The sequence below is a fragment of the Rhizobium sp. CBN3 genome (assembly GCF_030518245.1).
GTDB lineage: Bacteria > Pseudomonadota > Alphaproteobacteria > Rhizobiales > Rhizobiaceae > Rhizobium > Rhizobium aethiopicum_A.
This window is the reverse complement of record NZ_JAULSE010000011.1, coordinates 63871-82931: the sequence shown is the minus strand read 5'-3', so window position 1 is coordinate 82931 and position 19061 is coordinate 63871. Positions and strand designations below refer to the sequence as shown.

23 protein-coding genes, 1 tRNA gene and 1 pseudogene are annotated in these 19061 nt (G+C 62.1%); 10 read left to right on the top strand and 15 right to left on the bottom strand.

Annotation, left to right across the window (positions count from 1 at the left end; genetic code table 11):
* The first annotated feature begins 355 nt into the window (after positions 1–355).
* A complete protein-coding gene (locus QWJ46_RS31280) occupies positions 356–646 on the top strand; it encodes an HNH endonuclease (protein WP_368046095.1) in 291 nt (96 codons plus the stop codon).
* A 153-nt stretch (positions 647–799) separates the two neighbouring features.
* On the opposite strand, the gene QWJ46_RS17900 is transcribed toward QWJ46_RS31280, so the two are convergent.
* The 7 genes from QWJ46_RS17900 to QWJ46_RS17870 all read right to left on the bottom strand — a co-directional run bounded on the left by QWJ46_RS17900 (position 800) and on the right by QWJ46_RS17870 (position 3275).
* Positions 800–1390 carry a hypothetical protein gene (locus tag QWJ46_RS17900; protein WP_184458467.1) on the bottom strand — a complete coding sequence of 197 codons (591 nt, stop codon included), beginning with the start codon at positions 1388–1390 and terminating at the stop codon, positions 800–802.
* Between the two features lie 13 nt (positions 1391–1403).
* On the bottom strand, positions 1404–1601 hold the full coding sequence (locus QWJ46_RS17895) for a response regulator transcription factor (RefSeq protein ID WP_184458465.1): 198 nt from the start codon (positions 1599–1601) through the stop codon (positions 1404–1406).
* Positions 1598–1894: a GcrA family cell cycle regulator gene (locus QWJ46_RS17890; protein ID WP_302752514.1), complete on the bottom strand. Its 297-nt coding sequence runs from the start codon at positions 1892–1894 to the stop codon at positions 1598–1600. The genes QWJ46_RS17895 and QWJ46_RS17890 overlap by 4 nt, the downstream gene beginning before the upstream one ends.
* Positions 1891–2289, bottom strand: coding sequence for a hypothetical protein (locus QWJ46_RS17885; RefSeq protein WP_302752726.1), 399 nt, complete (start codon positions 2287–2289; stop codon positions 1891–1893). The genes QWJ46_RS17890 and QWJ46_RS17885 overlap by 4 nt, the downstream gene beginning before the upstream one ends.
* Positions 2255–2623: a hypothetical protein gene (locus QWJ46_RS17880; RefSeq protein WP_184458459.1), complete on the bottom strand. Its 369-nt coding sequence runs from the start codon at positions 2621–2623 to the stop codon at positions 2255–2257. The genes QWJ46_RS17885 and QWJ46_RS17880 overlap by 35 nt, the downstream gene beginning before the upstream one ends.
* Before the next feature lie 27 nt (positions 2624–2650).
* Entirely contained in the window at positions 2651–2917 is a 267-nt protein-coding gene (locus tag QWJ46_RS17875; protein WP_302752512.1) for a sigma-70 family RNA polymerase sigma factor, read from the bottom strand.
* Between the two features lie 136 nt (positions 2918–3053).
* Positions 3054–3275, bottom strand: coding sequence for a hypothetical protein (locus tag QWJ46_RS17870; protein WP_302752511.1), 222 nt, complete (start codon positions 3273–3275; stop codon positions 3054–3056).
* A gap of 83 nt (positions 3276–3358) precedes the next feature.
* Here QWJ46_RS17870 and QWJ46_RS17865 point away from each other — a divergent pair, with 83 nt between their 5' ends.
* The 3 genes from QWJ46_RS17865 (at position 3359) to QWJ46_RS17855 (ending at position 5323) form a co-directional block, all read left to right on the top strand.
* A complete protein-coding gene (locus QWJ46_RS17865) occupies positions 3359–4006 on the top strand; it encodes a S24 family peptidase (protein WP_085777282.1) in 648 nt (215 codons plus the stop codon).
* A gap of 812 nt (positions 4007–4818) precedes the next feature.
* Positions 4819–5082 (top strand): hypothetical protein, encoded by a 264-nt coding sequence (locus QWJ46_RS17860; protein WP_302752508.1) that lies wholly within the window; start codon positions 4819–4821, stop codon positions 5080–5082.
* A gap of 13 nt (positions 5083–5095) precedes the next feature.
* Entirely contained in the window at positions 5096–5323 is a 228-nt protein-coding gene (locus QWJ46_RS17855; protein ID WP_302752507.1) for a hypothetical protein, read from the top strand.
* A gap of 26 nt (positions 5324–5349) precedes the next feature.
* Here the strand turns inward: QWJ46_RS17855 and QWJ46_RS17850 are convergent, their stop codons facing one another.
* The 4 genes from QWJ46_RS17850 to QWJ46_RS17835 form a co-directional block, all read right to left on the bottom strand.
* Positions 5350–5589 carry a DUF982 domain-containing protein gene (locus tag QWJ46_RS17850; RefSeq protein WP_302752505.1) on the bottom strand — a complete coding sequence of 80 codons (240 nt, stop codon included), beginning with the start codon at positions 5587–5589 and terminating at the stop codon, positions 5350–5352.
* An 890-nt stretch (positions 5590–6479) separates the two neighbouring features.
* A complete protein-coding gene (locus QWJ46_RS17845; protein WP_302752503.1) occupies positions 6480–7586 on the bottom strand; it encodes a sorbosone dehydrogenase family protein in 1107 nt (368 codons plus the stop codon).
* Positions 7587–7703: 117 nt separating this feature from the next.
* Positions 7704–8024: a twin-arginine translocation signal domain-containing protein gene (locus tag QWJ46_RS17840; RefSeq protein WP_302752501.1), complete on the bottom strand. Its 321-nt coding sequence runs from the start codon at positions 8022–8024 to the stop codon at positions 7704–7706.
* Positions 8025–8062: 38 nt separating this feature from the next.
* The gene (locus QWJ46_RS17835) at positions 8063–9358 is read right to left on the bottom strand and encodes a hypothetical protein (RefSeq protein WP_302752500.1); all 1296 of its coding nucleotides are present in this window, start codon (positions 9356–9358) and stop codon (positions 8063–8065) included.
* A 515-nt stretch (positions 9359–9873) separates the two neighbouring features.
* Here QWJ46_RS17835 and QWJ46_RS17830 point away from each other — a divergent pair.
* Positions 9874–10263: a hypothetical protein gene (locus QWJ46_RS17830; protein ID WP_302752499.1), complete on the top strand. Its 390-nt coding sequence runs from the start codon at positions 9874–9876 to the stop codon at positions 10261–10263.
* A 60-nt stretch (positions 10264–10323) separates the two neighbouring features.
* Here QWJ46_RS17830 and QWJ46_RS17825 read toward each other — a convergent pair whose 3' ends face one another.
* The gene (locus QWJ46_RS17825; protein ID WP_302752498.1) at positions 10324–10701 is read right to left on the bottom strand and encodes a hypothetical protein; all 378 of its coding nucleotides are present in this window, start codon (positions 10699–10701) and stop codon (positions 10324–10326) included.
* A gap of 9 nt (positions 10702–10710) precedes the next feature.
* On the opposite strand from QWJ46_RS17825, the gene QWJ46_RS17820 reads away from it, so the two are divergent.
* Complete coding sequence (locus tag QWJ46_RS17820; protein WP_302752496.1) at positions 10711–10836, top strand: tyrosine-type recombinase/integrase; 126 nt, start codon at positions 10711–10713, stop codon at positions 10834–10836.
* Positions 10837–11018: 182 nt separating this feature from the next.
* Here the strand turns inward: QWJ46_RS17820 and QWJ46_RS17815 are convergent.
* Positions 11019–11095, bottom strand: a tRNA-Pro gene (locus tag QWJ46_RS17815).
* Positions 11096–11357: 262 nt separating this feature from the next.
* Here QWJ46_RS17815 and QWJ46_RS17810 point away from each other — a divergent pair.
* Complete coding sequence (locus QWJ46_RS17810; RefSeq protein WP_302752494.1) at positions 11358–11765, top strand: hypothetical protein; 408 nt, start codon at positions 11358–11360, stop codon at positions 11763–11765.
* A gap of 309 nt (positions 11766–12074) precedes the next feature.
* Here the strand turns inward: QWJ46_RS17810 and QWJ46_RS17805 are convergent, their stop codons facing one another.
* Positions 12075–15050, bottom strand: coding sequence for an NAD(P)-dependent oxidoreductase (locus QWJ46_RS17805; protein ID WP_302752493.1), 2976 nt, complete (start codon positions 15048–15050; stop codon positions 12075–12077).
* A gap of 599 nt (positions 15051–15649) precedes the next feature.
* Between QWJ46_RS17805 and QWJ46_RS17800 the strand changes: the two genes are divergently transcribed.
* The 3 genes and pseudogenes from QWJ46_RS17800 to QWJ46_RS17790 form a co-directional block, all read left to right on the top strand.
* The gene (locus tag QWJ46_RS17800) at positions 15650–16876 is read left to right on the top strand and encodes a TCR/Tet family MFS transporter (protein ID WP_302752724.1); all 1227 of its coding nucleotides are present in this window, start codon (positions 15650–15652) and stop codon (positions 16874–16876) included.
* 157 nt (positions 16877–17033) lie between these two features.
* Positions 17034–17408, top strand: a complete 375-nt coding sequence (locus tag QWJ46_RS17795; RefSeq protein ID WP_302752491.1) for a nuclear transport factor 2 family protein — start codon at positions 17034–17036, stop codon at positions 17406–17408.
* A 43-nt stretch (positions 17409–17451) separates the two neighbouring features.
* Positions 17452–17636 (top strand): annotated as a pseudogene (locus QWJ46_RS17790) (carboxymuconolactone decarboxylase family protein); the annotation flags it as partial.
* 203 nt (positions 17637–17839) lie between these two features.
* On the opposite strand, the gene QWJ46_RS17785 reads toward QWJ46_RS17790, so the two are convergent.
* A complete protein-coding gene (locus tag QWJ46_RS17785) occupies positions 17840–18898 on the bottom strand; it encodes a dipeptidase (RefSeq protein ID WP_302752490.1) in 1059 nt (352 codons plus the stop codon).
* Positions 18899–19061 lie beyond the last annotated feature (163 nt).

Sequence of the window (19061 nt, the reverse complement as noted above, 5' to 3'; positions counted from 1 at the left end):
AAACAGGCCCCCGACCTCCGTCATCTCAGGCCTTGAGCAGCCTTGTGCCTGGGATCCATGCCCGCAACTGATCGAGGGGTAAGCGCTCTGGCAAGGAAAGGGAACGGAAGAAGGGCAGATTTGCTTCGACTACCGAAGGGGATCATTTGACCTCGAAGAGGTCACTTAGGACTTGCCACCGATGGCCTTGGGCGACCGCCGATATTGCCAGATGCCTCGACCTCGACTAAGTATAGGAGTGCACACATCAGGGTTGAGGATTTAACTCAGTCCGTTGCCCGCTTTAGCGGCCGAGTGCGGGTGAGCTCTTCGAGCGAAGCAACTTCTGGATCGACGAAAGATCACAGGAGTTGACATGTCAAAACATCTACAGAAGTTGAGAACCGACGCCTCTCTCCGCCAAAAGGGGCGCTGCTGGTATTGTGGTTGCAAGATGACCACGACCGGTGCCACGTCAATCCTTCGATGCACCGCTGAACACTTGGTGCCACGATCGACCGGCGGCGGGGATGATGTTGCAAACGTGGTGGCAGCCTGCTGGTTTTGCAACCAAACCCGACACAGGCAGAGATACGCGCCGTCACCTGAGAAATATCGTCAGCACGTCCATAGGCGGCTCGCTAAAGGCAAATGGCACGGGTTCTGAAGATCGACCTCGCCCGGAATGCCCAATTGCGGGAGGCGAAAGGTCGAGATCTTCATTCGCAGAACTTGAGGCAGAAGCGAAGCGCCGGCCGAAGGCCCGCGGCGTTACCTGTCGCGCCGGTGTCGGAGTCACCCTGACGCCTCGCCTCCTCCATCACCCCTTCGCCCTGCGCAGCGCAATCAACCCCCGCCGCAGCCACAGCAATTGCTGCGGTGGCATCTGGCGCAGATGTTCGTAGTCCATCACCGCGACGTTATAGACGGTGCTTCGCACCTGCGGCCCGTCCTCGCAGCGCAGGAGAACGGCCTGCAGTTCCATCATCCGGTTGCTGGCCTTGCGGGCGCGGTCGGCGAGGCTTTCGGTCACCTCGCCTTCGTGGCCCTTGACGGCAAAGAGCGACTGGGCCCTCGGGCTCGGGGCCGGAATGCCCGTCGTCTTGTGGTAGCGGGCCATGACCTCGGCATAGTCGTCGCCGGCCTGGCGCTGCTCGTCGGTGATCAGCCCGTCGAGGAACATGCGGCCGAGCGTATAACCGGCATAGGGGCTTCTGACGGTCTCGTCGGCCACCGTCCTGCCGAAGCCGTGGATGCGCCGGCGCGCCGCCATCGCAACGCTGATATTCTCCTTCTCGGTTTCGAAGGGCTTGATCTTGCCGCAGGGGAACCGCTCGACATTGGCCTTGCGCGGCCGGCCGGCGCCCTTGTTTGCCCGCTGTATCTTCACCTTGGTGGCCTTGCCGCCCATGCTGATATCCTTCCTATTGAATGATGCCGTTTCGAAGTGCGGCGGCGACCAGGGCGGTCTCCTTGAACACGCCGAGTTTCGCCTTGGCGTTGGCAATGTGGGTGTTGACGGTGATCGGCGAGATGCCGAGGATGGTGCCGATCTCGGCGGCGGTCTTGCCTTGCGCCATCCAGCCGATGATTTCTCGCTCGCGCGGGGTGACGGCACTCACGACGCCGGCCCGTCAATGGTCGGCACGCGCGGCATCGTCACCTCGGCGCCCGACAGCGTCACCCGCCTCACCCGGTCGGGATGGCGGATGGGGGCAGGCGCCTCCCCGGCGGCCGCCAGCTGCTTGCGCGCATCCTGCCTCGGCGGGAACCTGTCGCGGTTGCGATGCGCCATGTTGATGACGGTGTTCTTCTTCGAGCCGAAGAGTTCGGCGATCGCTCGCGCCGACAAGCCCTCCTGCCAGAGCTTCTGCGCCTTGACGATCTTGTCTTCCGTCCAGAACAGATCTCTCATCCCACTGCCTCCTGTGCGTCTCGTGCGGCCCTTGCGATGACCGGGTTGTCGGGAAACATCTCAGCCAGCGCCCGTTTGGCGCTGCGGCTGCCGTTTGCCGCCTGTCTCAGCAGCCGCATCTTGTAGGCGGCGACCTTCGGCTGCGGCTGTTCGGGCGGCGATTCGACGCGCGGGCGGCTTTGCGCCGTCATCACCGCCTGCTGCTGGCGGGCGATTTCGGCGAAGCTCGCCGCGCTCGGGGCGAAGGCGCGGTTATGGTCTCTGACCTTGCCGGACAGGAACAGCTTGGCGGCGCGCCAGAGCGCTTCTGCCGGAATGCCGTCGATGGCGACGAGATAGGCGCGGATCTGCATGTCGGGATCAATGCCGGCGGAGGCCGGAAAGCCCGAAAGCATCCCCGCTATGATCTTTACCGGAGAGGAAATCTCTTGCGGCATCGACCGTTGTCCTTCTGCCCACGCTTGCATTGATCGACCCGGCTTCCCTCGCCTTCTCATTGAAATACCAATCGGATTTAATCGCCCGCCAGCCACGCAGGATCTGCATCTCGGCGGCCTCGACCGGGTTGCCGGTCTTCAGATATTCCTTGAGCTGGATCCTCGCCGCATAGGCCGTCAGCGGCTTCTTCAGCGTGCGGCTGCGATGCTCGATGATCGCCGCCGCCAGCTCCTGCCCCAGCACCGGGCTCAGGATCTCCATGATGTTCTTGTTCATCTCTTCCTTTTCCATTGCCTTCCGCTCGAGATCTCTGCGCCGTTAAACCTGCAGCCTCAGCCGACCGCCGGCAAAATTGACCGGGGTGCCAGGCCTGGCGCCGCGGCCGGGAAAACGCCGGACCGCGCGGCCGTCATGATCCTGCTGGGCGGTGTCGCCCTTCTCGGCGCTGCGAAGACGGTGGATCTCGCTTTCCACCGCAGGCACCGGCACGCCGAGGATGTCGGAGATTTCGATATAATCCCGGCCGGAGCGGAAGAGCTCGAGGGCGTTCATGTGAGTGGCTTGATGCGCCGGGGCGGTGCTCATCGTTTGATCTCTTTTCATTCGATCCGCGGCCGAGGCCTTCTCGCAAAGCGGGCGCCGGCGAGATCGTTTGTCTCAAATCTTGTGGAAGGTGCCGGCGTCGCCGAGGGAGCGCGGCGACGCCAGCTGCCGATAGCCTTCAAGGAGGAGTGAGGCTGCCGGATTTGCTGATCGGCCGAGAGCCGGGGACCGGCGTCTGCCGGATCTCTTCGGGCTCGGTCTGCCGGCCGCAATTCTCGCAATGGCGCTCGATCACCTCGGCGATCGACAGCGCCCTGCCGCAGCGCGGGCAGCCGGTGTAGCGGACATTGGCAATGCCCGAAAGCAGGGGCCGGTTGTTGATGTAATCAGTGCTTGTCATGGGCATAAGGGTACGTAAAATACCTCGCACGTCAAGCGATTTAGGGGATTACATGTACCTTTTTTTAGGGTATTATTTATATCATGTTGAAAGATCAGGAACAATTTGAGCGCGAAGAACGCGCAAAGCGTCTGGTCATGGCCAGGAAGAACGCGGGCTTTGCCGGGCCGAAGGCGATCGTCGATCGTTTCGGCTGGAACGCCAATGTTTACAAGGCGCACGAGTCGGGCCGGAACGGCTTCGGCATCGCCGACGCGAAGAAATATGCCAAGGCGTTCAGGGTCAATCTCAACTGGCTGCAGTTCGGAACCGGCGATGCGCTCGATCCGGAGGAGCGGCCGGTTTCCGTCGCCGACGTGCCGAAGATCTCCTGGGTCAGCGCCGGCCAGCTGACCGAGCAGGCGCCGATCACCGACTTCTCCGAATTCCCGACCGTCGCAGCACTCGATCTCCCCGACGGCGACTGGATCGCGCTCGAGGTCGAGGGCAATTCGATGAACAAGATCTCGCCGCCAGGCTCGATCATTTTCGTCAACCGCCGCGACAAGCGCCTGGCGCCCAACGCGCTCTATGTCGTCGCCGACGAGACCGGGGCTGCGACCTACAAGCGCTATCGCCCGAACGACAATCCGCCCTTCCAGCCCGCCTCCTACGAGGACGTGCCGCCGCCGGAATTCCACGGCGCCGTCACCATCGTCGGCCGCGTCCGCCGGTCGGTGATCGAGATGTGAGAGCAAGGCTATTCCAAAAGTACAAGGCGGTTCCGACACTTAACGCTTAGCGTTCCAGCAACATTCCAACCACTTCCCAAAAAGATTCAAGATCATCCGCCCGTCCTCACGAGCCGGCAGGATCTGGTTCCAAATCGCGACACTTGCCGTGCTGATCACCGCTTTCGGCGCCACGCAGGCGATCCTGCTTTGTGGTGAACCCCTCACAACGAAGACGGCTCTCAAGACCGAAGCCCGCTCTGCCCGGCGCTCCAATCACCCCGCGCAAGGTGCCTGCAGCGACCTCGCTGCACTGAGGCGCCTGCAAACAACCGCTTCGAGCGCAGGCGTCCAATCTAAAGGCCGCGACGCGCCGCAGAGCGGATCATCGCCCGCCCCGCGCGCCTGCGATATCCGGATCTCTCTCACTCCCTCTCTCTTCCATCATCTCTTTCCAGTTCCTGAAGGCTGGTGAGGGAGGGTTCCGGCCAAAGCTTCCCCCTACCCCATGAGCAAAGCCCATGAGGCCGGGAGAGCATTGGCCATGTCCTGAAGGCCGGAGCCGGGATGGGACACGTGCCAGAGGGGCCATTCGCTTCGCCCTCGTCCTGATTTTCTGACAGCGCACTTAAGGACTTTCGCTTCCCGCGCCGCTGGGCTTCGTCAGCTCGGGAGTTGCACCCGGTCGCCCAATCATCTGGTCGAGACATACGCCTACGATTCGTACCTCGTCAATCTCTCAGGTATTTTTTATACCTTTTTCGATTGACGATTTAGGGTATGTTATATACCTTTTCCGATATGCCGACCAGCCGGCGCGAGAGGGCAGAGCAATGCAGCATATCCGCAGGATCGAGACCGAGCAGAGCCGGCGGGACACCCGCTGGAATGCGGCGCGAGGGCTCGACGACTGCGATGCCTATATGGCCAACGAGGCCCAGCGCATGGGCGCCCTCGGCTTTGCCTATCTCGGCCGCCCCGAACATTCGGTCCGCGGCCCGTCATGGCTGCGCGGCGCCACCGCCAGCGTCGAGGCGCATTACCGCTACGCCCGCGAGATCATGGGCATCACCGATGGCGATCAGCTTTACGCCTGAGGGAGAAACTAAAATGTCCGCCGATTGCGTCATCAAAGCCTTTTCCGGCTGCACCTGCCCGCCCGGCCAATGCGCCGAGAAGCCCATCATTCCGACGCACGTCACCTTCGTCTCCTGGCGGATTCAAGCAGTCACCTGCATCGCCTTCGGTTTCCTGGCCGCGATCCTCTCGGCCGCGTGGATGGAGCCGCAACTCAAGAATCGCGATCTCGACAATCAGGAGCAGGTGTCATGGAAGTGAGCGGATGCTTTTCCAAGCGCCGCAGGTCAGGAGCTGAACTTGATGTCGCTCGCCTTTGCCGCGGTAATGAACGCCCGCCGCACCTGCTCGGGCTCGGCAACATCGTTGAAGACATCAAGCACCAGCAGCTCGGCAGCCTTGACCGCCGGCGTCTGCTCCGGCCAATCGTTGAGCAAGGCATTGCCTGCCTGGACGACGTTATAAACGGTCCTGGTCTTGCCATTGATGGTGATCTTCACCGGCTTGAAGCTTCGTCGCCTGCTCATGATGCAGCCCCCTCACGCGGAACACGCGACTCAACGAGCGACGTCGGGACTCGTTCCGGTTGAGTGACTATCTCACATGTTATTGTCGCTGGGCGAATCAACTTGCCGGCAGCCAGACGTGCGAGAGCCAGAAAACGTGGCGACCAGTTTCTAGGTCGACCCCCTAACGCGCGGGAGACAGGAGGGTAGCAAATCTCGCCTCAGGGCCCACCGAATACATATCAGTCTTGAGTTGTAGATAATTTGCCACTTGGAGAATAACTACAATCTTGCGGCTATCCATGTATATATAGCCGCCAGAATAGCATTCACGATCGTATTAATCATTGCAATAAATATTGATTTGTGTAAAGTAACTGTACAGCGCCTAGACGCGCAACGCCAAGGAAACACCCCCTTTCTTAATCCCCGCTTTTCGCGGGGCTTTCTTTATCAAGTTGAATCTCGGAGACGGGTGGACCTTTTCCCGTTTTTATCCTTGGAGCTTGAGTGCTGTTACCGCGGCAGCTCCGCCTTTCCATCGCGCACGGCCCCGCCAAATTGCGGGGTTTTTCCGTTCCGTGCGGCTGCTAGGGGCTGGCCCCCATCTGGCGCTGCGTTCGATTTACGCTGGCCAGGCAAGCATATCTCGCAGAGATCAACGAAGCGACCCACCGGGGGGAGAACAGCGCTTCCGCACATTCGTCTGGGACGACACATTCAGGGCGAATACATACTCGACACTCGTCCATGATGAGAGTGACGAGATCGCCTTGTCCAAAGGCGCGCATCCGCAGCCTGGAAACAGCGCCTTCAGAAAGCCTGTTCAGAACACAAGAGGGAATGCATCAGTCCCGATGCCGGTCCGGACGAGGACGTCAGCGTCAGAAAGATCGGCGCAGCGGATCGGCTCACTTAACGCCACCCTTATAGCTGACTTTATAAATCACCCCGTTTGTGTCCTCCGAGATCAGCAGCGAGCCCTCCGGCGTTATCGCCAGTCCCGCGATCCGCCCGTATTCGGACTGGTGATCGTCGCTCAAGAAGCCGGTGAGGAAATCTTCCTTGCCCGTTGGTTCGCCTTTGTCGAACATGACCCGTACGACCTTGTATCCGGCGGGATCGGAGCGGTTTGCCGAACCGCGCAGCGTGACGAAGGCATCGTCGCGATACTCCTCCGGAAACTGCTCCGCATTGTAGAAGCGGATGTTGATCACGGAAGCATGGGCATCAAACGTCAGCGCCGGCCCAACGGTCTTGGTGCGGCAGAATTCATCTTTTGGCGCGTCCTCCGGCATCGTGAAACTCGCCCAGTCCGGCTGTCTGTCTCCGTAGCAGAACGGCCAGCCGTAGTGCTTGCCTTGCTCGATCCTGTTCAGTTCCTCGCCCGGCAGCTCGTCGCCCAGATGATCAACCCCATGATCGACGCCCCACATCACACGCGTCTCCGGATGCCAATCAAAGCCGAGCATGTTCCTCAGCCCCTTCGCGAATACCGTTCGTTTCTTGTCCTTGAGGTCGAGCCGAAGATTGGCCGCCTTTTCGTCGTTACTTTCAAAGCATGCGTCGCAGGAACTGCCGATGTTGATGTGCAAGGCTCCGTCGGGTGCGAAGGCGAGCGTCCGGCGTCCGTGCTGACCGCCGTCGGGAAGGTCGTCGACGATCGTCTCCAGCTTGCCGATCGTCCCGTCCTCATTCAAATCGGCCGCCATTACGGCATGAACCGTGGCGAGAAAGATGCGGTCATCCCGGATCGCGATGCCGTGTATACCCTCGAGGCCGGAGGCAATCACCCGCGGCTCGGAAGCACCCTCGGTCAGGGCGATAACGTCCTTCTCGTCCGGTCGCGTGACGTAAAGGGTACCGTCGTCGGCGACCGCCATCATGCGGGCGTTGCCGAGGTCGTGGGCAAAGACGCTCACCTCAAAGCCCTCGGGGACTTTGAGCCGCTTCACGACATCCTCGCTGAAGGGTTGATGCCTGGGCCTGAAGACGTTTGACTCGACCTTGTGGAGCACGCCTTCCTGCTGCGCCCAGCCGGATGTCGGAAGCAGTGCGATGCTCAACAGCAGAGCTGCTTTTGTCACCATAGTTACTCTCCCAGTGAAAGGCGTGAGTGGCCGGCGATCGGCCGCTCAGGCGGGCTTCGGCTGATGGAAGCGGCACCAGCCATTAGGGCTGATTTCGCCTGCGACGATCTCACATGCGTTCGGCTCCATGAAATGGGTGCATCCGCCGCAGCGGCGGCCACGATTCGGCGAGTCCTGATATCGTGCCTCGCGCTTGGGCGTTGTTCCCACGCGCGCCGCCGGCGATGACGGACTTGTCATGCAGGACGCCAGCACTCCGGTGCTGGCGGCGATAGCGCCGGCGAGCGAGACTTTCAGAAGTTTTCGGCGAGAGAGCTTTTGGTTCGGGGCCGATCCGCGATGTCCCCCGTTACGACGCTGGTTCATGATCTATCCTCCCTAAAGGAGCGCACGGATAGGTACACTTAGATCGACTTCAAATACTCGATGAGGTCGTCCTTTTCCTGAGCGCTCAGATCCAACTTCAAATGATCGTTGTAGTGCTCGACGACGTCCTCAAGGGTGGCAAACCGCCCGTCGTGGTAGAAGCCGCCCTTGTGGACCTTCTCCACGTTCCACAGGGCCCGCAACGGCGCTGTCCTGTAGCGACCATCCGGGGATCGCTTCGCCTGGAAATCGTCTATCCCGATCTCGTCCGCCGTATGAAGGTTCCAACCGGGCTCTGTGAAGAGCGGCGGCACATGGCAAGTGGCGCACTTGGCCTTGTCGTTGAAGAGAGCCTTTCCCTTCTCCGCCGCCGCGCTGTCGAATGTGCCATCTGGCGGCTGCGGGGTGGGTAGGGATAGCTGATAGAAGTGCAGCGCCGGAAGTTTGGCGGTGATCCGGTCTTCCCCGTCCTGCTTGTGACCCTGCCTTGTCCTGGCTGCAACCGGATACTTCTCGGCGTCGTCCAGCCGCGGATCGTAGAACACGCCTTTCCCGTGCATCTCGAGATTGCCGACATAGGCGTTCCAGTAGCTGACGTTCCCCCAGGCCCCGGTCCAGGTATGGTTATTCACGCCCGCCAATCCGAATGCGGGGGGATTGAGCGTTGCGGCCGTCTTGCCGTCCGGGCGGAATGCCTTTCCGTCCAGGTTGAGCTCGGCGTCGAACTTGCCAGGCCCCCAGGCCGCCACGGCCTTCTTCACGTCGGCTTCGGAGATTTGCAGCATCTCGGTGAATGCTGTGAGGTCAGGCGCCAACCCGACGATCGCACCGATGTTGAGGTCGCGGTTGGGCCAGCCATCCAGCCTACGGCCGATGCCGGGAGCGTAGGCGTCGTCGACTGTCGAATGGCATACCGCACACTGGATGCCGACCGACGTCAGCGTCTTCCCGTCGTCGCCGAAAAATCCGGTTACGCCGACAACGGCATTGGCCTTCAGCAGGAGAAGCGTGCTCGCCGGATCCTCAAGATCGACCTGGCCCTTATGGAGCGCTGCGGCGACGTCCTTCGGGACGGCGTTGAGATCGACCTTCAGACCGAGCTCCAGAGCCTTCTTGGGGCTCAGTCCCGGCCCCTTGCCACCCAGCTTCTCACCCGCGATCGCCTCGTGAAGCTTGAGTTTGCCTCCCCAGAAGTCCTCACTGCCGAACGTGTCGAAGCGGAATGTCTCGCGGCCCTCCTCCAGAAACCGTCTGGCTTGGGCGGCCGCCGCCGCATCAAAATCCTTGCCGCCGACAGAGGCCTTTTTGGCCGTCTGGGCGGCCGCCGGGATCATCGTTGAACAGAGGAGAAGAAGGAAAAAAGCTGCTGTACCATGAGAGCGTAGAGACATAGAAATCCCTCCACGCAGCCGACGTTTTCGGCTTGCGCACCTGGTTTTACTGCAATGAAACAAATCCCATTCACAATATTACAACATGCTAAATTAGCAATGGAAATCCCTTGTTCTTGCCCTGTCTGAGGCTCAGAGCCGATTGACTTTTGGGGTATGATTTTCATCGCCCGTGGATTTGCGGGGATTCACCTCGGCCAGCATTGAACGTGATGTGATGGGTCAAGGGCCTTCGCGGCCGTTAGGGTCTGAGCGTTCGCAGTGCCGCCCCGAAGTGCCGCCGAAGGACATCGCGCCGGAATGGGGCTCTGCCCCGATGAACCAGACGCACCAGATGAGCATGAGACGCCCAGTGAATTGCACCTCAATGCGCAATGGGGTGATGGTTAATACCACCTGTTATTGAGCTTACGGTTCACTGTTGCTTCCATCGTCGTTTTCTCCTATTTTGGCTGCGAATGACCGCCCCCAATTTCACCTTTCTTACAGTCACAGCCGCAACCGTTGTAACGGCTGTGTGGGGCATTGGCGGCTGGTACTTCTTTAAAAGAGACCAAGCCGAAGGCCGCGGGCCACATGATGAGAGCTTTCAGCATATATGTTGGGTGGCAACCATCCCCATATCGCTCTTGGCTTATTTCCTCTTCCTCGGCGGTGATCTTGAACCTCAGACTGGCATGGACCTATTCGCCACCGTGGTTCTCGGTGAAGTGCTTGGTTTCGGCATAATCGTGATGTTCCACGAGGCTGTTTGGGGGCATCGGTTCAACCGCCTTGAACGCCCTTTGGGGGTGACGATGGCTGTAGGCGTGTTTTTATATTGCATCGCCGTAACATTTCATCCTTAGTTCGGCGCTTCCTCAGCGTTAGCGCTCCGCCTTTGGCCGGATCGTGATTTCCAGGGCCTCTTAAACAGTCGGTGTGGTGACCTCGGTCAACTTGTTCGCAGCCTGCTGCAGAGCGGTCGGAGACCCGGCGAAGAGCTTCGCGTTGGTCTGTGCGATTTTCTGCTCATCCTTCAACGCCTGGACAAGCTTCTGCGTCTCCCCCTTCCCGAGAAGGGTTTCGAGGCGCGCGACATTAAAATCGACATCGACGAACGCCTCACCCTTGGCGGCAGCATTTCGAACACTGCCGATGGCTTGGCCGGCGGCAAGGTTCCGCCTCGCCTTCTCCGGTTCCTGCGATATTGGCACAAGGCCAATACCGCGATCGACACTGCAGGAAGACAGGTAACGCTCCGCTATGTCGTGACATATGCCGGGAAGAAGATCATCAAGCCGCATAAAGCCTTCATGACGATTCGGGATGCCGCCGGCTTCAGTGACGATGTGACGCCGCATGTCCTGCGGCATACGCGCGCTACGTGGCTTGCGCAAGCGGGTGTGGATATCGAGCAGCGGCAGCATCTCTGGGTATGACGTCGGAAGAATTTGAGCGGACTTATTTGCACGCAAGTCCAGACTTCCAACAGGCGGCAACGAACGCATTCTAATCCGTACGCTGCGCAATGGGGCCGCAATCGGCCCGATAGATGAAAATGAAGCTTTGTAGACTTTCGGGAAAGTGGTAAATTACGTGAGTTAAATCAGTAATTTACAACTGGTCGGAGTGGAGTGATTCGAACACTCGACCCCCACGTCCCGAACGTGGTGCGCTACCAGACTGCGCTACACTCCGTGACCAGCGGCGCTTCTATAGAACAGCCTATCTGGTTGCACAAGCACCAAATTTCAAAAAACCGAGGGAATTTTTGACGGGTTGATGACAGCGGCCGGAATGGGCCGCTGCAGCAAAAAGACACACTCGGAGCAAATCGCACGGAAGTGCAAAAGGGGCAATTTTCTTTTGCCGGGTTCCGCGCTAAAGGGCTCGGCGGGACAGGCGAAACCGCCGCGACGGCGGCTTCGCAGCCGTTGCGCTAGAGATCAGGGACGACACGATGAAACTCCGCACCATTACCGCGGCCGGGCTTGCAATTGCGCTTGCCGGATGCACGACCATTCCTTCCGCCGGCAATCCGATCGAGGCCCGCTGGGTCGGCAAATCGGCCGGCATCTTCTTTGCCGCCTATGGACCGCCGATCAGTGACAGCGAGCAAGGCGCCACCACCGTCTATACCTGGCGCGGCGGCTACAAGACCGTGCGCATTCCGGCAAAATACGCCGAAGGCGCCGACGGCAAGCGCGGCAAGCAGATCGCCGCCGCCCGCACCGCCTATCTGCGCTGCCAGGCCGAAATCACCACCAATTCCGACTACACGATCCGCGACATCCGCACCGTCGCCGACATCCCTGGCGTCAACGGCCCATCCTATTGCGCCGAATTCCTGGCACCGGAACAGAAGTAACGGAGTCGTCCAGCATGTGGAGACGGGCGGCCAGCGTGCCGCCTGTTTTCGTTTGGGTTGCGTCGGACTCGGTATGAATACAAGACCCCTCCCCAACCCCTCCCCACAAGGGGGAGGGGCTAAGTCGCGGCGCCGGCGGCGACCACACGGAGAGGTTTTGCTGGGTGTTCTGCTCTTCTGCGGATTGCCACGATGCAGCTTATGTGAAGCGGTGCGGCATCCTAGCCCCTCCCCCTTGTGGGGAGGGGTTGGGGAGGGGTTTTGGTTTGATCGCAACCGGACGGCCGCAGGCGAAGCGGCCCGTGCCGCTCACCCCTCCGCCGGCCCGTAAAGGCCGAGCTCATCGAGAAGCGCCCGCTGCCGGTCGGCGTTTTCGACCAAAAGGGCGGTGTAACGCGCGACGATCCGCGCGCGGTGAGCCGGGTCGGAGACGGCGGACAGCGCGCCTGATATGGCGGCGATCCTTTCCGAGGTCCGGCGCAGTTCCTCCAGCAGCTCGGCCTTGCCGCCAGCTTCCGCGACCACCTGCTTCGTCACCTTGCCGATGCCGGCCGGCGTGCGGCTGCCGGCGAAGACGTAACCTTCCGGCAGGTCGCCCTTCAGATTGACGACAGATTTGAAGCGGATGACGTCGAAGATCTGGTCGACCGCCTGCTTGGCGCCGGTCACCCGCGAGGGGTGGTCGGTGTCGGCGGCGGCATGCGGCAAGAGCTCGAGCTTGCCCTTGTGGCGCTCATCGAGCGGCAGGTAGGGCAGCATCGGGCCGCTGAGCGTGCCGGTCGCGGCATCCCTGAACAGGTCGGCGTCGATTGCTGCATGGGCGATCTTGCCCGACTCCAGTGCTGCATCGAGCGCCTCGGCATCGACGACTTCGCCGCGGTCGTAATTGACCAGCACGGCGCCGTCCTTCATGGCGGAAAGCACTTTCGCATCGACGGTGCCGGCATTGGAATAGATGCCGGTCGATGCGTCCAGGCGGCCGAGGCCGATATGGACGGAGAGCACGTCGGCGCCGCTTGCCGCTTCGACCGGGCTTGCGGCATAGGTAAAGCCTTCCGCCTCGATCCAGCGCTTGTGATGCTCGCGGGCATAGATCGCCACGTTCATGCCGAAGGCCTTGGCGAGCTTGGCGACTTCACGGCCGATATTGCCGTAGCCGAGCACGGCGAGCTTGCGGCCCTCGAGCTTGGCCGTCGGAAAATCCTTCAGCTGGCGGCCGGTATCGAAATCGCCGCCGGCGACCATCCGGTGCAGCCGGTCGACCGGCAGGTCGGGAACGACCTTCAGGATCGCCTTGACAGCCATCTGGGCGGTGGCGCGGCTGTTGATGCCGGGTGTGTTCATCAGGGCCGCAGTGCCGCCCTCGCCGTTGCCGCCGCCCCAGGAGGCCGAGCCCATATTGCCGGTGCCGGCGCCGATGCGTACGCCGCCGAGCGGGAAGACCGCAGCCTTCGGAATGAACGTCGCCGCCGCAATCAGCGCGTCGTACTGGCCCTTGTCGGTCTGTGGCAGGATCTCCGCCTCGGTGCTGAGGTTCGGCTGGTAGAAGAAATGGATCCGGCCTTTTTCGAGGCCGGCGCGATCACCGAGCGGACCGAGATGGAAGACGCCGCCCCTCTCCTCGATATAGGCCTTGACCTCGCTGTAATCAGGCTCGCCGTCGGTGCCGAAGCGTAAGCCCACCAGATCGGCAATCAGCACCGTGTAAGCGCGGTTCGGATCGTCCTTGCGCACCGCGCCATCGGCCTTGACCGGCGCCTCGAAGGTCACGCCGTGCTTTTCCAGTTCCTCCTCGAGAACGACGATCTTGGCTCTGAGATAGGCATATTGCAGGTTTTCCAGCAGTGCCACGACATCGTCCGGCTCGCGGATACCGCCGACCCAGGCGCGGTAATCGCCCGGCGTGCCCGGGAAGGCGTTGACGTAGCGGGCCGCGTCGAGGCCGGGCTCGTATTCGCCGTTCGGATGGGTGATACCCTCATAACCGAGCAGCTGCTTGGAACGGGCGATGATGCGGGCGTGGATGGCGGCATCGGTGATATCAGCATCCTCGACCTTCAGCAGCGTCACCGCCGCCCCGCGCCGTTCGGCATCGGTGACGGTCAAAGACAGCAGCGGATGCGACTTGACCCATTCGTCGATCACGGCGCGATTGGCGGCGGAGCGGCGGTTGAGCTCGACGACCGAGCCGACCCGCGCTTCCGACTGCAGCAGGCCGAAAGTGGTCTCGGCAAAGGCGAGCGCGCTGTAGGTGTTGATGACGCCGCCGAGCATGCGGTCTTCGGCGGCATCGTAGAACGGGCCGGCATCGACGGAGCGTTTGGCCGAAAACGGCTGCCGGGGATCGATCGGCGGCGCGATCTTCAGCTGCCGCGGGATCGCCCAGGCGGGATCCTCCTGGTTCCTCTCGATCAGCGCCAGGGCATGCGGGGTGAAGGAGGCGACGAAATAACCCGAAATGCCGCCGATCGCCTTCTGGAACGGCATGAACAGGCAGCATTTCGCCATGACGGCGCTGACCAGTTCCGGCTCCCACGGCATGGCCCCGAGCATCGAGGTGGCGTCGAACACCGCATGGCGGTTAGCCGGGTCGCCGTCGAGCCAGCTCAACAATTCGCGGATCTCGCCGCTGGTATAGGCATTCGCCCCCGTCGTCTCGTGGCCGACGCCGACGAAGATCGACACGCCGAGGTCGGCAAGTTCGGCCGCCGTCGGGATCACGCCTTCGGAGGCGGCGAAATGAATGCGGCTCTCGCAGCCCTTTTCGGCGAAGCGCTGCATCTCGATCAGCTGTGTGGCCCAGGACTGGCGGAAGAAGCCGGCGGCCTTGGACGGATCGCTCTCCGGCCGCGGCGTATCGACATAGACGCGCTGGGAAGCGTCGTTGGCATTCATCAGGTGCTGGATGCAGACGGTGAAGCCGCTATGGCCGCCGCCGAGCCCGACCGCCATGCGGTTGGTTTTGGGAAAGCCGAAATAGCGATGGATTGCCCGCATCATGTCTGTCAGGATCTTGTCGGCCGGGTAGCCGCGATGCATGCTGCGGGAAATCTCGGCCGTGGTGAAGCCGCCGATATCGTTGCCCCGGTCGTCGAACTTGCGATAGGTCTTTTCGATCCAGGCGTCGAAGGCGATGCGCCGCAGGCGGCTGTCGACCTCGTCGGTCGTCGCGTCGGTGATCGGCCCGACGCCGAAGAACGGGTTGGACGGCAGTTTCGGCGCACCCGAGGCGGTCTGTCGAAGGGCGCTCAATCGCTGTTCCTGCATCTGCGCGATATCTGTCATTGCCTGCCTGTCTGTTTCCGGAGCTGAAGTTGCCGTCAATGGTGAAGCGACTGTTCCGGCAAGACAACCTCATATGCGCCGAACGACAGGCGAAACGCGTCATTGCTATGGCTGCGGTGATGTTCGCGGTTGGCAGCAGGCGGCGCGCTCCAATGCCCGCCCCTCATCCGGCGGTGACAGACCCCTCCCCAACCCCTCCCCACAAGGGGGAGGGACTAACCCGGAGCCCGCCTCGTTCCATTCGAAACGTCGCAGATATGGAAAATGGGTGCGGCAGGTTAAGTCCCTCCCCCTTGTGGGGAGGGGTTGGGGAGGGGTCTTGGTCGGGTTCGAAGCCCATTGGCCATTCCCTTCCCCTCCCGACATCAGCCCCGATAAATAGAGGCTTGCCGCACGCAACCATTCGGCGTATCTCTTGCCCGTCGCGAAAAGCGATTGCTTCCCTTGATCCGCTCAGTGGCGGAGTAAACAGGTGGACGAATGGGTCGTCCAGGCGGTCGAGCACACGCCGGCCATGCGCATCAGCCATGGTCCGGCCAGCACCTCCCTGAAACCAACGCCTGACCAGATCAGGCCTCATCGTGAGCCATCGGCCCGCTCTGTGGGCGCGTGCGCTCGCGTCGACCCGGAACGCACCCATGACCAGATCCCTTATCGTCATCTTCACCGCCATTGTCCTCGATGCCGTCGGCATCGGCCTCATCTTTCCGATCCTGCCGTCGCTGCTGCAGGACATCACCCATAGCGACGACGTCGCCCCCTACATCGGCACGTTGACCGCGCTTTTCGCAGTGATGCAGTTCATTTTCGCGCCGGTGCTCGGGGCGCTGAGCGATCGGCTCGGCCGCCGGCCGGTGCTGCTGATTTCGCTTGCCGGCGCGGCCGTCAACTACCTGTTCCTCGCTTTCGCGCCCAATCTCACCCTGCTCTTCATCGGCCGGGCGATTGCCGGGCTGACGAGCGCCAACGTCTCGGTGGCCACAGCCTATATCACCGACATCTCGCCGGAGGAGAAACGCGCCCGCCGCTTCGGCCTGTTCAACGCCATGTTCGGCCTCGGCTTCATCATCGGCCCGGTGCTCGGCGGCGTGCTCGGCGATCACTGGCTGCGGCTGCCCTTCATCGCAGCCGCCGCTCTCAACGGCGCCAACCTGCTGCTCGCCGTCTTCGTCCTGCCGGAATCGCGGCCGGGCAGCCGCGCGACGATCGGCCTTGCCGCCCTCAACCCGCTGAAGCCGCTGCGCGCCGTGCTCGAGATCAAAAGCCTGCTGCCCGTCATCATCCTCTTCTTCCTCTTCAGCGCCACCGGCGAGGCCTACGGCACCTGCTGGGCGCTGTGGGGCAGCGACGCCTTTCACTGGAACGGGCTTGCGATCGGCCTGTCGCTCGGCGCCTTCGGGATCTGCCAGACGCTGGCCCAGGCCTTGCTGCCGGGACCGGCCGTCAGGCTGCTCGGCGAGCGCGGCGCGATCCTGACCGGCGTCGCCGGCGTCTCCATCGCCCTTACCGTCATGGCCTTTGCCGACCGGAGCTGGATGATCTTCGCAATCATGCCGGTCTTCACACTCGGCGGCATTGGCGTGCCGGCGCTGCAGTCGCTGGCAACCCGGCAGATCGACGAATCCAGCCAAGGCCAGTTTCAGGGCGTGCTGGCCTCGGCCGTCAGCCTCGCCTCGATTGTCGCGCCCCTTGGCTTTTCCAGCATCTATTTCCTCGTCCGGCAGCAATGGCCGGGCGGCATCTGGCTCTCGGTGGTCGCCATCTACGCGCTCACCCTGCCGCTTGTTTTGGGTCTCGGGCAGAAGAAGCCGGCGCCGGCAGGCTGACGCATCTGGGGAAAGCGGCGGTCGAGACGGTTGCTGGCGTGATACCGACCGGCCGCATGCTTTGGCATGAACGCATCGCTATCTGGCAGTTCCGCCCCTGGCAACGCCTGCTGCAGCCATGCGAATTTCTCCCGCCAACAACAGCTATGGAAACACGATGCGCCGCGATACCGAACTGCTGGATGCGATCCAGACCTATTTCGATGCCCTCTATGCCTGCGATCTCGCCTTGTTCGACCAGGTCTTTCACCCCGCCTGCACCCTGTTTGACGCAGATGAGGGAAGGATCACGGTCGATCCGATCGCCGATTACCGCCAGGTGATCGCCAAGCGGGTTTCTCCGGTGAGCCGGGCGCAGGATCGCGAGGACGAAATCATCCTGATCGACTGGCTGTCGCCGAAGGCGGCCACGGTGAAGGTCCGGTTGCGCATCCATGCCAATGTCTTCATCGACCATCTCTGCTTCGCAAGGGGCGCCGAGGGCTGGCGCATCGTCGCCAAGGTCTGGCATCTCGAAAGCGTCAAAGCCTGAACCTCAGGCCAGCGCGGCGGTGCCGCTGTCGAACAGGGAATGGTCGTTCGCCGTCACCACCCGCTGCGACGGCTGCATCGCCGTGCACGCCAAGAAGGCCGTCGAACTCGGCGCCTCCGAGGGCGAAATCGCCGAGGCGCTCGCGTGGCGATCGCTCTCAACGCCGGCGCCGCGCTCACCTATACCGCCCGCGTGTTCGACGCGGTCGCGGCGCTGCCGGGGCGGTGAGGGCAGCCCCTCATCCGCCTGCCGGCACCTTCTCCCCGTAAACGGGGCGAAGGGACAAGCCGCGACCTTTCGGTCTCTCACCGAAGTCTCGTAGGGCACGTCCCCTCTCCCCGTCAGAACGGGGAGAGGGTTAGGGTGAGGGGCAGCTATTGGCACCTCGCAGGCGCGATAGAGCTCCGTCAAAAGCCGCATCTGCTTCGCGATCACGGCCCGCTCTTCCATGTCAGTCCGAACACACGCAGCCAGTTGTCGAAAGCGAATTTCGACAGGCTCTCTCTGTCGAACCCGCATTTGCGCATCGCGTCGAACAGATGCGGCAGGCCGCTCGCATCCTTGATCCCGCGAGGCATCACCGCGCCGTCGAAATCGGATCCGAGGGCGACCCGGTCTTCGCCGACGCGGTCGATCAGATAGTCGATATGGCGAACGATGTCGTCGAGCGGGGTATCGTCGTTCAGATGACCGTCGGCGCGAATGTCGTTGACCGAGAGGTTGAAGCCGATCACGCCGTCGGTATCGCGGATGGCGTCGAGCTGCCGATCGGTGAGATTGCGGGTCGAGGGGCAGATGGCATGGGCGCAGGCATGGGTGACGACGAGCGGAGCGTCGCTCAAGGCCGCCACGTCCCAGAAGCCGCGTTCGTTCAGATGCGCCAGATCGATCATGATGCCGAGCCGATTGCAGGTTCTGACCAGCTCCTTGCCGCTCTCGGTCAGCCCGGGGCCGGTGTCCGGCGATCTCGGATAAGCGAAGGGAACGCCGTAGCCGAAGTTGTTCGGGCGGCTCCAGACCGGCCCGAGCGAGCGCAGGCCCGCATCATAGAGCCGATGGAGATATTCGAATTCGCCATCCAGCGCTTCGGCCCCTTCCATGTGAAGCACGACGGCAAAGGCGCCCTCGGCTCTGGCGGCGGCGATCTCATCGACATCGACCGCCAGGCGCATCCGACCGTCGGAGCGGCGGATCAATCTCTCCAGCGCCAGACGCTGGGCCTCGATCTGCCGGCGGGCACAAAACGGATCGACGGTCTCGGCATAGATGACCTCGTAGCCGTTCCCGGTGATGATCAGGTCGTTTTCCGGCGGATGCTCCGGAGCCGCATGCAGCGCGAACAAGCCGCCGACCAGGCCGCCCTCGCGGGCTCTGGGCAGATCGAGATGCCCGGTTTCAGACCGCATCAGAAAGTCGCGCCCGGAGGAGGTGTATTCCGCGATGAATTGAACCGCGTCATTGTGCCCGTCGAAGATTTCGGTGTCGGTCATGTCGGTTTGCTCCTGGAATTTCCACCGGCGCCCGTGAAAACCCCTCCCCAACCCCTCCCCACAAGGGGGAGGGACTAACCTGGGGCACCGTCTCACTCACCCCGAAAGGTCAAATATTCGGAATGCGCGTGCGGCAGTTTAAGCCCCTCCCCCTTGTGGGGAG

Excerpts from the sequence above, each read along its gene's own strand:
- QWJ46_RS17885 (WP_302752726.1), bottom strand. The coding sequence starts at position 2,289 with ATGCTTTCGGGCTTTCCGGCCTCCGCCGGCATTGATCCCGACATGCAG.
- QWJ46_RS17880 (WP_184458459.1), bottom strand. The coding sequence starts at position 2,623 with ATGGAAAAGGAAGAGATGAACAAGAACATCATGGAGATCCTGAGCCCG.
- QWJ46_RS17795 (WP_302752491.1), top strand. The coding sequence starts at position 17,034 with ATGCGCCGCGATACCGAACTGCTGGATGCGATCCAGACCTATTTCGAT.
- QWJ46_RS17810 (WP_302752494.1), top strand. The coding sequence starts at position 11,358 with ATGAAACTCCGCACCATTACCGCGGCCGGGCTTGCAATTGCGCTTGCC.
- QWJ46_RS17805 (WP_302752493.1), bottom strand. The coding sequence starts at position 15,050 with ATGACAGATATCGCGCAGATGCAGGAACAGCGATTGAGCGCCCTTCGA.
- QWJ46_RS17825 (WP_302752498.1), bottom strand. The coding sequence starts at position 10,701 with ATGCGGCTTGATGATCTTCTTCCCGGCATATGTCACGACATAGCGGAG.
- QWJ46_RS17850 (WP_302752505.1), bottom strand. The coding sequence starts at position 5,589 with ATGAGCAGGCGACGAAGCTTCAAGCCGGTGAAGATCACCATCAATGGC.
- QWJ46_RS17865 (WP_085777282.1), top strand. The coding sequence starts at position 3,359 with ATGTTGAAAGATCAGGAACAATTTGAGCGCGAAGAACGCGCAAAGCGT.
- QWJ46_RS17890 (WP_302752514.1), bottom strand. The coding sequence starts at position 1,894 with ATGAGAGATCTGTTCTGGACGGAAGACAAGATCGTCAAGGCGCAGAAG.
- QWJ46_RS17785 (WP_302752490.1), bottom strand. The coding sequence starts at position 18,898 with ATGACCGACACCGAAATCTTCGACGGGCACAATGACGCGGTTCAATTC.
- QWJ46_RS17900 (WP_184458467.1), bottom strand. The coding sequence starts at position 1,390 with ATGGGCGGCAAGGCCACCAAGGTGAAGATACAGCGGGCAAACAAGGGC.
- QWJ46_RS17855 (WP_302752507.1), top strand. The coding sequence starts at position 5,096 with ATGTCCGCCGATTGCGTCATCAAAGCCTTTTCCGGCTGCACCTGCCCG.
- QWJ46_RS17830 (WP_302752499.1), top strand. The coding sequence starts at position 9,874 with ATGACCGCCCCCAATTTCACCTTTCTTACAGTCACAGCCGCAACCGTT.
- QWJ46_RS17840 (WP_302752501.1), bottom strand. The coding sequence starts at position 8,024 with ATGAACCAGCGTCGTAACGGGGGACATCGCGGATCGGCCCCGAACCAA.
- QWJ46_RS17860 (WP_302752508.1), top strand. The coding sequence starts at position 4,819 with ATGCAGCATATCCGCAGGATCGAGACCGAGCAGAGCCGGCGGGACACC.
- QWJ46_RS17835 (WP_302752500.1), bottom strand. The coding sequence starts at position 9,358 with ATGATCCCGGCGGCCGCCCAGACGGCCAAAAAGGCCTCTGTCGGCGGC.
- QWJ46_RS17820 (WP_302752496.1), top strand. The coding sequence starts at position 10,711 with ATGACGATTCGGGATGCCGCCGGCTTCAGTGACGATGTGACGCCGCAT.
- QWJ46_RS17875 (WP_302752512.1), bottom strand. The coding sequence starts at position 2,917 with ATGAGCACCGCCCCGGCGCATCAAGCCACTCACATGAACGCCCTCGAG.
- QWJ46_RS31280 (WP_368046095.1), top strand. The coding sequence starts at position 356 with ATGTCAAAACATCTACAGAAGTTGAGAACCGACGCCTCTCTCCGCCAA.
- QWJ46_RS17870 (WP_302752511.1), bottom strand. The coding sequence starts at position 3,275 with ATGACAAGCACTGATTACATCAACAACCGGCCCCTGCTTTCGGGCATT.